We start from the raw sequence: 16,237 nt of genomic DNA on the forward strand, positions 1-16,237 counted from the left end.
GATTCTCTATAAAGCTACTTCCAAAAGAAATTTTTAATCTAAATTAAAAAAATTAAAATAAATTTTAACGCTAGAATACCTATCCTGTTCTATCCTGAAATAAATTTAATTAAAGCTGAGTTCAACTCATGAGTGCAACAAACTTATTATTTAGAGTTTCAATAGGACTAAGATAATTGAATTTTCTAATAGGTCTGTTATTAATTGATAATTCTACTTGTTTAATTCTTTGATTAGAGATTTTACTTAAGTCTGTTTTCTTTGGTAAAAATCTTCTGATTACTCCAATTCTATTTTCTACAGTTATCTTTTCTTGAGAAGTGTAAGGTGTTGTAAAGTATGTTTTTACGTTAAATTCTTTTGCAATTTCTTTATGTCCAGCAAATTCTTTTCCATTATCAAAAGTGATGGATTTAATGTAACTAGAACTAAACCTACTTAACCTTTTTTTAATTGCAGAAGTCACTTCATTAGCTGTTTTTCCTGTTAATTTATCTATCATAGTAATTAAAGTTGTTCTATCAGTAAGTACTAATAGTGCTGACTTATGATCTTTACCCATCATTAAATCTGCTTCTAAATCTCCAATTCGTTGTCTTTTTTCAATAACTGCTGGACGTTCTGAGATGTGTACGCGATCTTTTATGGCTCCTCTTGTGTCCTTTATATTTCCCCTTTTTTGTCTTCTTTTTCCGTGTTTTAATTCTTTATAAAGCTCCTTATAAGGCTTGTTTTCTTTAGTGTTTGTATGTTTGGCTTGCCATATCCATTTATAGATAGTTTCGTGTGAGACTGTTGGAATATTTTCTTGATTCCATTTCTTGGAGATAAGTTCTGGACTCCATTTGTCTACTATCATTTTTGCACTTATAGAAGATTTTAATTCAGCTGTTAATAATATTCTTTTGAACTTATCTTTATGCCTATTTCTTGTTTTGCGTTCAGCATTGGTGGCTATATATTTCCCAGATGTTCTACCTCTTAAAGCAGTACCTCGTTTTAATTCTCTACTAATAGTGCTTTTATGAACACCTAATTGAGTTGCTATTGCTATTTGTGTTATTCCTGCTTGTAACAACGCTTCTATTTGATACCTTTGTGCTAAGGTTAATTGATTATATTTTTTCATCCAAGACAAATTTAGGTCTTTAACCAAAACACTTGGAGGTAAAACTTCAAGTGTTTAAATTTATCTGTTGCACTTATTACTTGAACTTAGAATATAAAGAAACTAAGAATTATGTTAAATATGATGAATTGTTTTTATCTAATTCAAATATTTGAAAATTACTTAATCTAAAGTTAAATTAGTTTATTAACTCTAGAGTTAAAATCATACCATCTCATTTATGGAATGATCAAGAACTTTATTAAAAACATAATTTTGCCTTCTTGCAACTTCATTTAAAAATCTAGTTTGTTGCTGTGGCTGTTCATGGCGCACCTATATGATTAATTCTAAACGTAAACCTTGCAGCTTCATTATAGATAATAAAGCGATATCTGACATTTCTCGCCATATAAACTAACAGGTGACCAAATTACCCCTATATTAACTCTTTGTCAATAAGATTTAAAAAACATCTGTTCTATCTTAATTAAAAGAAAAATTATCCATTTAGATAGTAAAATTTTAATAATCTAAAAAGTGTCTTAAAAATGAAATTTAGAAGAAACATAAAAAAAAACCTCCATTGAAAAAAAATCCAAAAGAGGTTTTTGACTAATTCAAACACTTACTAAAAAAACTTAATGTTATTCTAATTTAAATTTAAAGTATTTTAAAGGATATTAATCAGTTATTAATTCAACAGTAAACTGTTCGAATATAACATCTCTATTTCTTATGACTAAAGTATCTTTAACCGCATGCGTTTCATTATTAACCGCATCTGTATATGAATAATCTAAATATATAACATCACGTGGTTCTCCACCCCATTCATCACCGTTTTCAACAAATCGTCCTGAACCAGAAACGTTATACAAATCGTCTGCAAAACTAGAGATTGTGCATGTCTCATCACTATTAAATGCTAATTCAATATTTACATCACCAGGGCTAGAAAGCTCTCCTCTTCGTACACGATTTGTATAACTTACATCAAATCTTCCACTCGTTAATAAATCAATCACCTCATCTTGTTCAACAAATTCTGCCCTATATGTTGAGGTTGAAACCTCTCCCGTACCATTTGTCATGACATCTTCACCACGTCGTAAATATTTACCTTGGTATTTATTCATAAATTTTATACCAAAAAGCGTATAATCTTTAGGTGCAGGATTCCAATGATCTGGATTTATCTTAATCGGATTATCAACGATTGGCACACCTGTTAAAAGTGAATCTAGTTCCTCAAAATCTGTAATTCGTAATGGAATCACATAATGTGTTGTGCCTTTTGGCGCAAAAGACAGCGTGTCATTAAAAAATGCATCTTCTAATTGAATTGGTATACGACCACTTACAGAACCTGCAGGAATTGTAACAGGACTTTGTTGCTCTATGGTATAATACGATGAAGGTAAAATTTGTACATTCACTGAATCTACACCTAAAGTATTGGCATCAATTAATTCTGGAGCCAATTCAAAAAACACGCTTCGATCTCTCTGATTTTCAAAAACTCCAGACATCACAACGCCTATTTCAAAACGGCCATTGTTGTCATTATCATTAAAACCTAAAGGATAGTCTCCTAAGACTAAGGTTCTAGCAGGTGTTTGAAAAGGAAAAAAGACTGATGATGAGCCAAAATCCTCAACAATATTATCTTGATTTTCACAAGCCATAATGCTTAAAAGCATTACAAAAACTATAACTAATTTTATTTTCATGTTAAATATTTTTAAATTCTTTTATTACTATACTAGCTAGTCCTACCAACCTGAATTTTGTTCAAGTTCAGGAAACCTTAAAGTTTCATCATTGGGAATAGGCATATATGTAGCAAATGATGGATAATTTCTATTTTCTACAGAAGGCAATTCGATATAATTTGTACCATCAAAGAAAAGCCCTCCTACTGTTTCGTTTAAAGATACCCCCCATCTTCTTAAATCCCAAAATCTGTGGCCTTCAAAACTCAATTCTAAACGTCTTTCATTTCTAATAAGTTCGCGCATCGCTTCTCTCGTTGAAATAGAAGCCAAATAATTGTCAGGCTGTGTAATACCAGCTCTAGCTCTAATGGCTGCAATAACACTACGAGGTGTTAAACCATTAATCTGTTGATCTGGACCACCAACTTCATTGGCTGCTTCAGCAAATATTAGAAATAATTCTGTATATCTAAAATAAACATCGTAGCGTCTTTGACCCACTGAAGAGCCATCATCATTCAATCTTACCTGAGGATGTAGTAGTTTTTTTAGATAATAACCTGTTTTGGTAGAAAACTCAGGAATAGAATCTAATCTATCAATTCCGCCACCAACACCAGTGTTTATAGTTCCACCTCCAAAAGAAGTACCGTTTAGTACAACAAACTTATCTAATCGAGGGTCTCTATTAGCATAAGGATTTTGCGGATCGTAACCATTAGCTGTTGTTGCGGGGAATCCGCTTTGCATTGGGAATGCATCCACAAAATTTTGTGTTGGATTAATTTCGCCTCTACCATTTACAGAAGGTGGAAACATTCGGCTCTCAATACCAGAACTTAATCCATCAGGAATAGAACCTCTCCAAATCATTTCATCAGTAGTCGATAGGTTGTAAGTTGTATAATAATCAACACCACTGGCAGATAGACCCGAAACACCTCCTATAGTATTTAGTACCTCGCTTGCATCTGTTGCAGCCCTATTGTAATAGCCTTGGTCATTTAAAAATGATGGGCTAGCTGCAAAAAGTGCCAAACGTGCTTTTAATGCTTTTACTATTCTACCAGAAATTCTTAGATTATAAAGAGCACCATTAACTACATCGTAATTATTAAACTCAAAACCTGCATACCATGAGTCTACATCCCCCTGACTTAATCCATAATCTGTTGGTAATAAAGCAAGTGCTGCATCAAAATCTGCCATAATAGCTTCTACGGTAGCTTCGAACGATAAACGAGGGATGTTAAAATTACCATCAGCTTCTATAAACTCTGTTATGTAGGGTACGCCTAATAATTCTCCAGAAGTACCTACGCCCGCATGTGCTTGTAAAGCGTAATAATGATGTAATCCTCTCAATGCCAATGCCTCACCTTCCATACGGAGATAAAACATTTCGTTTATCTCTTCGTTTGGAGACCATACAATCTCACCTGCTTCGATAATCTCTAAAAATTTATTTACCCATAACACACTTTCATAATTATTCCAACGTGAAGCTGGGTTAAACTGGGCATTTAGCTCACCAAGAGCCATTCGCTTAAAACCGTTATCTAATTGGTTATTTACAGCATCATCTGTTGCAGCTTCAATAAATGTAAACTGATCTACTGTACGGGAATAGCCATTCAGTAATATACCTTCTGCAGATGCTGGATTGGTATTTACAAAGTCAAAATCCAATCTGTTTTCATCATTAGGCTCGAAGGTTTCACAGCTAATTATGCTCGTAAAAACTGACATAACTACTATATATTTTATTAAATTTTTCATTTTATATATCTATATTTTTATTTTAATTAAAATGACACTCTTACACCAAGAGTATAAGATCTAGCTTGAGGATTACCACCAATATTTAACTGACGGATATCTTTATTTTCACCTACTTCAAAAAGGTTGGTTCCTTGGAAATTCAAGCTAAAATCTTCAATTCCTATTTTATCACATAAAGTATCAGTAAACTCATAAGTTAACTGTGCACGGTTAATTCTGAAAAAGCTATTATCATACAACCAAAACGATGATGTTCTAAAGTTATTTTGATTGTCCCCAGAAGATAATCTTGGAAAGGTTGCTGTATTGGCGGTTTGTGGTGTCCAACGTCCTAATACCACCTCAGAGTATTTATCCGTTCCGTTCGGGCTGTAGTAATTGCTAAAACCAGTTAACTTGTTACCATTTCCTCCTGTTTGACCAGTACCTAATATAAATAAATTAAATCTTTTATATTTTAAATTAAGGTTAAGGCCATAAGTCCATGGACTTGCATTCTGACCTATAGCCACTTGATCATTTTGATCTATAATGTTGTCACCATTTTGATCTGCATATCTTAAATCTCCAGGTTGTACTGCACCAAAACTTGGTATTGGTAGATTACCGTTTAAAACAAGATTACCATCTGTATCTGTCGTAAAATCAGATTCTGAATAGAAACCTAAATCTTCAAATCCAAAAATACTAGACAACTCTAGCCCTTGTCTGTTTTGGTAAGCAAACTCGTTAGTTTCAGATCGTTTTGATGCTTCTGTTTGGCTATATAACACGTTTGCACCAATACCAATTGAAAAATCATTGAAGGTTTTATTAAAATTCAACCCTAATTCAAAACCAGTATATAAATTGACATTAAAATTATCTAACGGTCTAAACGTGTTATAATATGACGGATATTGATCGGCTAAAAACACTAGTTGCTTATCAAGTTCGGTTCTAAAATAATTAGCTTCTAACCAAAGTGAGTTCATTAAATAACTTTCAAATCCTAGATTTAAATCTATACGTTCTTCAAATCCTAAATTAGGGTTAGCACCTTGTGAAATATTTTGTCTTCTGTTAGAGAATACACCATCTGCCCAAGCAAAATTTGTGCCGTTAGAATAGTTTTCATCATATAAATAATAACCATCAATCCCGATATCGGATTTAATAATTCCTCCTGAGGCTTTTAATTTTAAGTAATTTATAAAATTACTATCTTTTAAAAATGACTCTTCGCTCAAAATATACCCTAGTCCTAAAGTTGGCGACAAACCACCTCTGTTGCCTTCCGGTAATTTGATAGAGTGCGCATAAGCTCCAGAAAAATCAACAAATAATTTTTTCTTGAAATCGTAGGTCATTTGAAACCCTAAATGAGAATCTCTATCTGCTTGAACTACTCCGTCTCTTTGTTGTGAATTATAGTACCCCAAAAACGTTGTATTTATCGAATGATTAGTAGCAAAAGTTTTTTTATAATTAACTAATGCATACATCCCTACTCGCGACACAAATCCATTAGAAGCAATATTTTCTGACAAATCTCTTCTATCTTCACCAAAATCTTGTAAATCCGTTATTCTGCCATCTGTCCATGTAGGCGCATAAGCTCTAAACTGATTTCGTGTAGATGTTGTATACGTATCGAAAAAATCGAAACTTAAATAGGTTTTTGCCGACAAACCTTCAGTTATTCTAGACAAATCGAAATTAATGGCGTTATTAAACTGCGTTATACGAGACACTCTATTTTGATTACCACCAGCTATAGATAAACCTATGGGTGTATCAATACCAACTTGTTGTACAGTACCCAGTAAATTACCATCAAAAACGGTAGCTCCAGCTAATAAGGCTGCAAGATCTGGATTGTTTTCAAGATCAAGAGCACTTACTGGAAGTAAAGGCGCATATTCAAAAGGTAAAAATGTAGTGGCTGCATTTAATAGATTTGCTCTAGCACTTTTTGAACTGCTAATGATAGCAATCCCATCAATGCTACTTGTAATCCAGTCGTTTACCTTAAAATCAATATTACCTCTTACATTAAAACGATTGTCTCCTGCGTTTATATCCTCATTAATATTAAGCCAATTTTCATTGTAAAACCATCCTGCATTCACATAATATTGAGATTTTTCATTACCGCCAGAGAACTCAGCAATAACATTTCGCGAAATTACAAATGGTTCTACAAACTCAAGTAAATCAACATCTGGAAACTCGGTAGGATTTAAACCACTTCTTGTGTTTTGAATTTGTTCTTGCGAAAAACCTACTACGGTTGGATCTAAACCATCGTTTGCAAAAGCTTCATTACGAAGCTCCATAAAAGTGGCAGCATCTAAGTAATTTGGCAAAGCCAAAGGTGTTCTGAATCCAGAACGCACATTCAAGTTTACTTCTTTTTTATTTATTTTACCACGTTTTGTGTTTATCACAATCACACCATCTCTACCTTGGCTACCGTATAATGCTACGGCATTTGCATCTTTAAGAACGGTTATTTGATCTACCTCTTCCATGTTTAGAATGTTTGGATCACGTCCAAAAACACCATCAATTACAAACAATGCATTTCCTATTCCTCTAATATTGGATGAGCCTCTTACCCCTACCGTTAGGCCAGCAATATAATCTCTTACAAACTGGGTATTATCATAAGTTAAACGGTCTCTAGTATTTACTGACGATACAGAGCCAACTAATTCACGTCTGGTTCTTGTTGCAACTCCCATATTTATTTCGTCATCTTCTGACGCTAGAAAATCAGACTTTACAAGGGTAATGTTACGAGTGATAGTAGACAAGCTAAGAAGTTGCGACTCGTAGCCCATTTTTTCTATCACTACTGCTTGGTCCTTTTTCAAGGTAATGTTAAATACACCATTGGCATTGGTAGATGTCCGAGAACCTCCAGCGCCGTAAATATTAACCTCACTTAAGGGGTTCCCTTGTTGATCGACCACGGTTGCTGACACCTCTGTCCCTGCAGACTGTGCCGTTACCATACCACAAAAGCAGAACATGGCTAAGCATACGAGGGTGTACAACTTATATAATTTATTTATAATCATTTTTTTTTAAAATTTTTAGTATTAGTTAAAACAAATTTATTCAAGTTTTACCAACCTGGGTTTTGAGGAAAGCCTTCATAAAACTGAGTTTGGTTTGGTTCAAATGGCAACCAATAGTGTTTTGGATACTCGCAAACTCTCTCTATAATTTCAAACTCCTCAAAGAAGGTCCAATCTTTATCAAAACGTAATCCTGTTTTCTTTTTGTATTTATCCTCATGGGCAACACCCCAACGGCGTATATCCATCCATCTGTGCGCCTCGTAAGATAATTCTACAGATCTTTCACGTCTTACCTCGTCTAAGAATTTAATATTATCTGCAACAATAGCAGGATTTACATTAGGAATCCCCGCTCTAGCTCTCAATGTATTGATTGCTTGTTCTGCAGTTAAATTATAAGAGCTAGATCCTGCTGTTGCGCCTCTAGCCACATGAAGTGACTCTGCATACATTAAGTACACATCGGTTAACCTCATGTGAATACGCATTCCTGTAAATCTTCTAATAATATTGTTTCCTCGTTGTACATGATGTTGTCCATTAATCTCTGGATAAAACTTTTTAAACATGTACCCAGTTTGTGAAACGTTTCCTGCACCGCGGTGCGCCCCAGTATTACCTGCTCCATCATCCCACAACTGTGCAAATCTATTAGCTGCTGGTACGCCACCTCTATTTGAAATAAGGTCTCTATCTGAAAAAATCCATGCGTAAAAGCGAGGGTCGCGGTTATCAAATGGTTTCAAAGGATCATAAGTTTGTGGACCGTAATCACCACTCATATCGTCTTCAATAGATAATCCGTTTGCCATCCCAAAATTATTGTGAATAAAATTATGAGTTGCGCTATCATTTCCTGAAGCAGATTGACCAATTGTTCTTGGAATACCATGTGCCATAAAAGCAATGGTTTGCCCAACAGAAGAACCTGCTCCACCTGCAAAAATTAATTCTTTAGCTCCAGGAACTAAACCAGGCCATCTATTTCTAGGAACGTTCCAGAGTACTGTCTTGTATTCTTCCATGTTTGATGCTAACGAATATTCACCAGCATCTGCTATTTTAAGCACTTCTGCAAAAGCATCAGCAGCCATGGCAGCCAATTCTGTATCGTAAGTATATGTATTAATTCCTGGCTGGTTGTTAAAAACCATTAACGGACTAGCCGCCCATAGTAAATTTTTGCCTTGAAACGCATAAGCAGCAGCTTTTGAAACTCTACCTGCATTGTTACCTAATGTTCTTTGCCCATAGGGTTCATTATCCCAACTAACAGGTAATAATTCGATGGCTTTCTTATAATCTTCATTAATGGATAAAGCCACCTCTTTATAAGTATCAGGACGAGGTATGTTTATCGCACCATCAAACACTTCTGTGATGTGTGGGAAACGGCCCCAAAATTTCATAATCTCATTATGAAAAAACGCTCTAAAAAAGTAAGCTTGTCCTAATATAACATCCTTTTCGCCTTGAGTTAACCCTACCATTAAATCTTCGTTCGCAATTACCACATTTGCCTTACGAATTCCAAGCATACTACCACGCCATACTCTTGGTCGACGTCTTGCCTGATTATTATTGGAATCCCCTTCTCTATTTTGGTGGGTGTTTTTACCAAGATAACCAAATCTTTCGTCTACCCATCGGTTCAATGTTCCCCGATCTATATCTTGAGTGAATTGACCATTTCTAAATGTATCATCGCCATAAGTATAATCCTGAAAGGAATGACCGGCAGTACCATATTCACATACTAGATTATACATTTCTTCAACAAAACCTTGAGAGGATTCGAAAGTGGCAAATACATCTGTAATGTCAATCTCCGCTTCTGGAGCTATATCTAAATATTCTTCGCAGGATACCGATAAAAGTAATCCTACAAATAAAACTATTGTTATTTTAAAATTTTTCATAATTTTTTATTTTTTAAAAATCTAAATTAAAACCAAAATTAAATCGTGCCATATTAGGATAATCTCCTCTATAGCTAGAATCTTGTGTTAGACTACTGTTAAACTCCCTATCATCTGGTAAATCTGTCCATAAAAATAAGTTATTTCCATTAGCAAAAATACTTAGCCCTTTAACACCCAGTTTTTCACACGTTTTTTTAGGTATAGTATAGTTTAAGGCTATAGATCTTAATCTTGTTAAGGACCCATCAAAAAAGTTTTGTCTTGGATCGCTAGCTGCTTGCCCGAAAGCATATGTTGGTTGTGTTCGTAAGCCAGTTGGGTTATCTTTAGTCCAATAGCCTAACTCGTGTTCAAAAAACGTATCTATTTGATTTGAAAAAGTTCTACTGCTATAATTTCTATTTGCATTTTGTGTACCGTAGAACTGAACTGATAATCTCCAACCTTTATATTTAGCTCCAACTGTAGCCGCCCAGGTTCTTTGTGGACGTGTAGGGAAACCAAATGGCACATTATCAAAAGCACTGTTATAAACACCGTCGCCATCATAATCAACTAAGTTATAATATCCAGTACGTATAAAATCTTGCCCATCTACCCTTGGTGTAGAGCTATATAAATCATCAATACTACCTAAAATCCCACCAGGAATAGCAGATCTTGGTTGACCAATAGGGTACCCCGCTGCTTTTTGCCAAAACGGGCGTAATTCTGGATCTTCTCTATCTATCACTAAATCTTTAGCTTGAGTAAAATTAAAATTACCAAAAATATTTAATCCATTTCCAAAGGTATGATTTGCACCTACAACAATTTCAAATCCTCGTACCTCTACCTCTCCTCTGTTAAAGGCAGGAGGGCTAGCACCAAACCACTCAGGCACTGCCCTTTGAGAGCTTGGTATTAAAATATTGCTACGATCTTCTCCAAAAAGATCTAACTCAGCAGTAATTGCATTTTTAAACAAGCCTATTTCAGCTCCAAAATTATATTTTACAGCAGTTTCCCATTGCAAATTGGGATTACCAACATTTGCCTCAGAGTAAAATGCATAAGGAGAACGCTGGTTTGAACCATTAGGCACTATAAAAGCACCTCCTCCAATATTAAAAGTTGATTGATATTCAAATCGGTTTCCTCCATTGTCATCACCAATTAAACCATAAGATCCTCTAAATTTTAACTTATTTACCCAATCAACATCACTCATAAATGCCTCGTTAGACACCGTCCAACCCGCTGCTAAGGCAGGAAAAAGATCGAAACGGAACCCAGGACCATATTTTTCTGAGCCGTTGTAGGCACTACTAATATCTAAGAAATATCTCTTATCATAATCATAAGTAATCCTTGAAACCCAATCTTCACGAAATACAAGAAAACCGTTTCCTCTACCGCGCTCTTGGCGTCTTACTAATGCCAATGCTGTTACCGAATGCTTTTCAGCAAAGGTTTTACTATAATTAAACGAAAAGTCATATAATAAATTACGGGTAATCGTACCATCCTGAATTGCTGGAGCCTGAAGTGTCCATGGGAATGGTACAAACCCAAAATCGTTTATACCGTTTGGAGACTCAATGCGCTCATCGAATTCGTTGTTATATACACGATACCTAACATTTTCTTGACCATCAGCTCCTGGATCACTTAACACTTGGCGACTTTGAGATCTATTATCTAAAGAAACACGTCCTTGAAAGGACAAGCCATCGGTAATAAAGTCTAATTTTTGCTTTAAAATAAAATCGGTATTTATATTAAAAGTATTAGTAGTAGTGTACCCTGTATTTGTTAAGGTAACAAGCGGGTTTGTGTTTGCAAAAATATCTCTATCATCCCTACCAAATGCCCCATCTGGAAAAAGCGGTGCATAAGCATTGGGTGCCAACTCGTATATTGCATTTGTAACCAAATTTAAGTTACCTGGGTTTTGTTGAATACCATAAAATCCACCAAGATTTACAGACAACTCTGTAGTGCTTGTGATATCGAAATCAATATTACTACGAAAGTTAAACCTATCATAGCCAAAACCACTTTCATACCCTTTACCATTATCAAAACTATCGCCATCAAAAATATCAGACACTGTTTGGTATGCAAGACTCGCAAAATACCTAGCATTATCTCCACCGCCACGCACAGATAAGTTAACACGGTAATCTTGAGCCATATCTTTTAACAGCACATCTTTCCAATCTACATTAGGAAATATTAAACTCTCAGCCTCATTTGCAGGATTACGGAATCTATCTGCAATACCTATTGGACGATAATTACCCCAGATATCCTCATTATGAGGAAGCTCGCGCAATAAAGATGAATTTGCTTCCATAATGGCATCAAAAACACCTAACTTTTCTGGTAACTTAGAAACAAATTTAAAAGTAGTATTAACCTGTAAAGATAATTGCGCCTTACCTTTTTGCCCTCTTTTTGTGGTAATTAGAATAACACCATTTGCACCCTGAACACCAAAAACGGCTGTAGCAGAAGCGTCTTTAAGTACAGAAAGATTTTCAATATCATTAAAATCAATATTATCAATATCCCTTGGCGCGCCATCTACTAATATTAAAGGCTGCCCAGAACCATTCCATGACGCCTGACCACGAATAAAAATCTGCATATCATTTCTACCTGGAACACCACTACCTTGTATCGCAACAACACCAGGTAAATTACCTTGCAAAGCCTCATTTACATTGGTAATACCCATATTCAATTCTTGTAGCTCGTTCCCTTTTATTTGAGAAATAGACCCTACAACACTTTCTTTCTTTTGAGTACCATAACCAACAATAACTATTTCATCTAAGCTTTCTGAAGCTTGTTCTAAAGTTACATTAATTGTTTTTTTACCATTTACAGGAACTTCAACGGTTTTGAATCCTAAGTAAGAGAAAACCAAAGTTCTTTGGCCAACTGTTAATTTAATTGAATACTTTCCGTCAAAATCTGTAGATGTTCCTCTGGTAGTTCCTTTTTGCAGTACACTAACACCGGGTAAAGTAAATCCTTCAGCATCTTTTACAACACCAGTAATTACATCTTGTGCCTGGGTACTAAAAGCTGTAAAAACCGAAAACAGTAGAAAAAGTAACAACTTTATTCCTAATGACGAATTTCGTTTTTTTAGAGTTTTTTTCATATTTGAAATGAATTTAAAATAAATTATTGTTTTTAATAATTGGTTGTTAACAATGTTTTAACAAATCAGAAACAATTTTACAAACTAATCATACTTTTAGTATCCTGTACTATACTGGAATATATAATATTTTACCTTATTTATATTTAATATTAATATAGTTCTATATTTATAAATAAGCATTATACGAACTATCTTTGCATTAAAATAAAAACATTTAGAATTTTTAATATTTATAAAAATGAATTCATTTTTAAACAAAGATTTCTTGTTACAGAACAATTTTACAAAAAAACTATATCATAATTTTGCAAAAGATCTACCTATTATAGATTATCATAATCATCTATCAGCAAAACAAATAGCAGAAGATACACAATTTGAAAACATCACCCAGGTATGGCTGTATGGAGATCATTACAAATGGCGCGCAATGCGCGCTTTTGGTATTGATGAAAAATACATTACTGGTAATGCTACTGATAAAGAAAAATTTTTAAAATGGGCAGAAGTTGTTCCATACACTATAAAAAACCCTTTATTTCATTGGACTGCTTTAGAGTTAAAAGCCTATTTTGGGATTGATGAGATTTTGACCCCAGAAAATGCCTCAGCAATTTATGAGAAAACCTCGAAAATTTTACAACAAAAATCGCACTCTGCTAACGGATTATTGCAACTGCAAAACGTAGAAAGTTTATGTACTACAGATGATCCTGTAGATTCTTTAGAATATCATATTGCTATTCAAAAAGATGCTTCAAAAGTTCAGGCATTCCCTACTTTTAGACCCGATAATTCTTTTGCTGTTGAGAACACCAAAACGTATAATGAATATTTAACTAAACTTGAAAAAATATCGAAAGTTGTCATACATAATTATAATGATTTATTAAAGGCTTTAGAAAGTAGGATTAACTTCTTTAATAATAATGGAGGTCGATTATCTGATCATGGTTTTGAGCAGTTGTCGTTTTTTGAAAGTGACATTTATGATATACAAACCCTCTTTAACAAAGTACAAAACCATCAAGCTTTAACTGTAGAAGAAGTTGATTTCTTTAAGTTTAAAACAGTTATTGAACTTTGTAAAATGTACCACAAAATTGGCTGGACACAACAGTTTCACTTAGGTGCAATTAGAAATAACAACAAAAGATTACTAGATGAGCTGGGCCCAGATACTGGTTTTGATTCTATCGGTGATTTTTCTCAAGCTCATGCTTTAAGTGGTGTCTTAAATAAATTAGATAGTACAAATCAATTGGCAAAAACAATTGTGTACAATTTAAATCCTGCAGATAGCGAAGTTTTTGCAACTATGATTGGAAATTTTAATGATGGTACCATAAAAGGAAAAATGCAATATGGTGCTGCTTGGTGGTTTTTAGACCAAAAAGATGGCATGGAAAAACAAATAAATACCTTATCTAATTTAGGTTTATTGTCTTGTTTTGTTGGAATGTTAACAGATTCGAGAAGCTTTTTATCTTTTCCAAGGCACGAATACTTTAGACGTATTTTATGTAATGTAATTGGAACTGATGTTGAAAATGGAGAGTTACCAGCTGATGAAGCTTTTTTAGGTAAAATTGTAAGTGATATTTGTTATCATAATGCAAAAAACTATTTTAACTTTAAATAAATTTATATGAATACTTCTATAAAATGGGGAATTATTGGTTGTGGTGATGTTGCAGAAGTAAAAAGTGGTCCTGCTTTTCAAAAGGTAGCAAACTCCGAATTGGTTGCTGTAATGCGAAGAAATGGCGAAAAAGCGAAAGATTTTGCTGAAAGACACAATGTGCCTTTTTTTTATAATTCTGTTGATGCTATTATCAATCATCCAGAAATAAATGCGCTGTATATTGCAACTCCACCCTCTACACATTTAGAAATTGCGAAAAAATGTTTAGCAACTGGCAAATTTGTGTATTTAGAAAAACCTATGACCATAAATACTGATGAAGCCTTAGAGCTGAAAGCATTGGTAAATGAAAATGATAAAATAGTAGTTGCACATTACAGAAGAAATTTACCTGCCTTTCAAAAAGTAAAAGAATTACTAGACGCAAACTGTATAGGGAAAGTATTGTTTGCGGATATTACCATTTTACAATCAACAACAAATAATGTTATTGCTAAAACGGATGACAATTGGCGTTTAAAACCAGAAACCTCAGGTGGTGGCTATTTTCACGATATTGGCCCTCATCAAATAGATTTGATGTATCATTATTTTGGTAAAATCGAAAAAGCGGAAGGATTTTCAACCTCAACCCAAAACAATAAAGTAGCAGATATTGTAAACGGAATTATTGCATTTGAAAACGGGGTACAATTTAGAGGAATTTGGAATTTTATAGCTTCTGAAAAAGATGTAAAAGACGAATGTAGAATTTACGGTGAAAATGGTACAATTACCTTCTCTTTTTACGGAGAAGAAGTGTTTTTAAATACTACTGATAAGGAAGAAGTTTTTTCATTCGAAAATCCTGCACACGTACAACAACCCTTAATCGAGCAAACGGTAAATTACTTTTTAGGAAATGCAAAAAATCCTTGTACAGTTAAAGATGGCGTTGAAGTAATGAAAATATTGGATAAATTTACAAGCTAAAATCGATAGAAATTTAGGTTGTTTTTCTTTTGATGTAGATATTGTAAATCAACCCAGAAAGAATCAATACAATTCCTAAGATTGTCCAACCATTATAGATATCTCCAAACCAAAATGTTCCGATAATTATGGTAATAATTACCTCCAAATATTTTATGGGAGCAACTAGATTGGTTTCTTCTGCTTGAAAGGCTTTGGTCATATACAACTGACCAAAATAACCAAAAACACCTGTACTTATAAAAAGAATCCATTCTATTAAGTTAGGCTGAATCCAATATTTTATAGATAGTAACCCACCAAAAACAAAAGCCATAATCATAAAATAGTTTATGATCACTAATGGATGTTCGGTATTCCCTATTTTACGAATTACAACAAAAATTATCCCTAAAAAAATAGCAGAAAATAACACAAAAAGCAAACCTAAAGTTGCTACATCTGCACCAAAACCTTTGATGATTAAAACTCCTAAAAAAGCGATAAAAAACAAGAACCATTGTATTGGTTTAATTTTTTCTTTTAAAAATAAAAGTGCAAAAATAGCTGCAAATATAGGTGCTGTATAACGTAAAGAAACTGCAGTGCCAATAGATAAATAATTTAAAGATTGAAAAAAGCAGGTTAAAGAAATTACACCTGTAACACCTCTTATGAATAACCATTTTTTATTGTTTCCCAAAAAAGGAACTTTCTGTTTTAAAACTAAAGGAATTGTAAACAATAAAGTTCCTACAGATCTAAAAAACACAACTTGATACACATTAAATGTACTTAAATATTTTACAACAGAACCCATTAGCGCAAATGCTATTGCACTAAAAACCATATATAAAATCGCTTTATTTTGTGTCATTGATTATTG

Annotated in this window: 9 protein-coding genes; 2 read left to right on the forward strand and 7 right to left on the reverse strand. The window is 33.8% G+C overall.

Annotation, left to right across the window (positions count from 1 at the left end):
• Positions 1–121: 121 nt before the first annotated feature.
• The 6 genes from AC2D6T_RS06915 to AC2D6T_RS06940 all read right to left on the reverse strand — a co-directional run bounded on the left by AC2D6T_RS06915 (position 122) and on the right by AC2D6T_RS06940 (position 12,752).
• Positions 122–1,129, reverse strand: a complete 1,008-nt coding sequence (locus AC2D6T_RS06915; RefSeq protein ID WP_484680967.1) for an IS30 family transposase — start codon at positions 1,127–1,129, stop codon at positions 122–124.
• Positions 1,130–1,791: 662 nt separating this feature from the next.
• A complete protein-coding gene (locus tag AC2D6T_RS06920; protein ID WP_484680968.1) occupies positions 1,792–2,841 on the reverse strand; it encodes a DUF5627 domain-containing protein in 1,050 nt (349 codons plus the stop codon).
• A 42-nt stretch (positions 2,842–2,883) separates the two neighbouring features.
• A complete protein-coding gene (locus AC2D6T_RS06925; RefSeq protein WP_484680969.1) occupies positions 2,884–4,605 on the reverse strand; it encodes a RagB/SusD family nutrient uptake outer membrane protein in 1,722 nt (573 codons plus the stop codon).
• A 26-nt stretch (positions 4,606–4,631) separates the two neighbouring features.
• Entirely contained in the window at positions 4,632–7,625 is a 2,994-nt protein-coding gene (locus AC2D6T_RS06930) for a SusC/RagA family TonB-linked outer membrane protein (RefSeq protein WP_484680970.1), read from the reverse strand.
• 95 nt (positions 7,626–7,720) lie between these two features.
• On the reverse strand, positions 7,721–9,595 hold the full coding sequence (locus AC2D6T_RS06935; RefSeq protein WP_484680971.1) for a RagB/SusD family nutrient uptake outer membrane protein: 1,875 nt from the start codon (positions 9,593–9,595) through the stop codon (positions 7,721–7,723).
• Positions 9,596–9,608: 13 nt separating this feature from the next.
• Complete coding sequence (locus tag AC2D6T_RS06940; protein WP_484680972.1) at positions 9,609–12,752, reverse strand: SusC/RagA family TonB-linked outer membrane protein; 3,144 nt, start codon at positions 12,750–12,752, stop codon at positions 9,609–9,611.
• A 241-nt stretch (positions 12,753–12,993) separates the two neighbouring features.
• Between AC2D6T_RS06940 and uxaC the strand changes: the two genes are divergently transcribed.
• Entirely contained in the window at positions 12,994–14,397 is a 1,404-nt protein-coding gene (uxaC, locus tag AC2D6T_RS06945) for a glucuronate isomerase (protein WP_484680973.1), read from the forward strand.
• A gap of 6 nt (positions 14,398–14,403) precedes the next feature.
• The gene (locus AC2D6T_RS06950; protein ID WP_484680974.1) at positions 14,404–15,372 is read left to right on the forward strand and encodes a Gfo/Idh/MocA family protein; all 969 of its coding nucleotides are present in this window, start codon (positions 14,404–14,406) and stop codon (positions 15,370–15,372) included.
• Between the two features lie 13 nt (positions 15,373–15,385).
• On the opposite strand, the gene AC2D6T_RS06955 is transcribed toward AC2D6T_RS06950, so the two are convergent.
• Positions 15,386–16,228, reverse strand: a complete 843-nt coding sequence (locus tag AC2D6T_RS06955; protein WP_298949586.1) for a DMT family transporter — start codon at positions 16,226–16,228, stop codon at positions 15,386–15,388.
• Positions 16,229–16,237 lie beyond the last annotated feature (9 nt).

Source organism: Polaribacter sp. YIW18 (assembly GCF_057219325.1).

Bases quoted from the DNA above. Each gene is read 5' to 3' on its own strand.
- AC2D6T_RS06915 (WP_484680967.1), bottom strand. From the start codon at position 1,129: ATGAAAAAATATAATCAATTAACCTTAGCACAAAGGTATCAAATAGAA.
- AC2D6T_RS06920 (WP_484680968.1), bottom strand. From the start codon at position 2,841: ATGAAAATAAAATTAGTTATAGTTTTTGTAATGCTTTTAAGCATTATG.
- AC2D6T_RS06925 (WP_484680969.1), bottom strand. From the start codon at position 4,605: ATGAAAAATTTAATAAAATATATAGTAGTTATGTCAGTTTTTACGAGC.
- AC2D6T_RS06930 (WP_484680970.1), bottom strand. From the start codon at position 7,625: ATGTTCTGCTTTTGTGGTATGGTAACGGCACAGTCTGCAGGGACAGAG.
- AC2D6T_RS06935 (WP_484680971.1), bottom strand. From the start codon at position 9,595: ATGAAAAATTTTAAAATAACAATAGTTTTATTTGTAGGATTACTTTTA.
- AC2D6T_RS06940 (WP_484680972.1), bottom strand. From the start codon at position 12,752: ATGAAAAAAACTCTAAAAAAACGAAATTCGTCATTAGGAATAAAGTTG.
- uxaC (WP_484680973.1), top strand. From the start codon at position 12,994: ATGAATTCATTTTTAAACAAAGATTTCTTGTTACAGAACAATTTTACA.
- AC2D6T_RS06950 (WP_484680974.1), top strand. From the start codon at position 14,404: ATGAATACTTCTATAAAATGGGGAATTATTGGTTGTGGTGATGTTGCA.
- AC2D6T_RS06955 (WP_298949586.1), bottom strand. From the start codon at position 16,228: ATGACACAAAATAAAGCGATTTTATATATGGTTTTTAGTGCAATAGCA.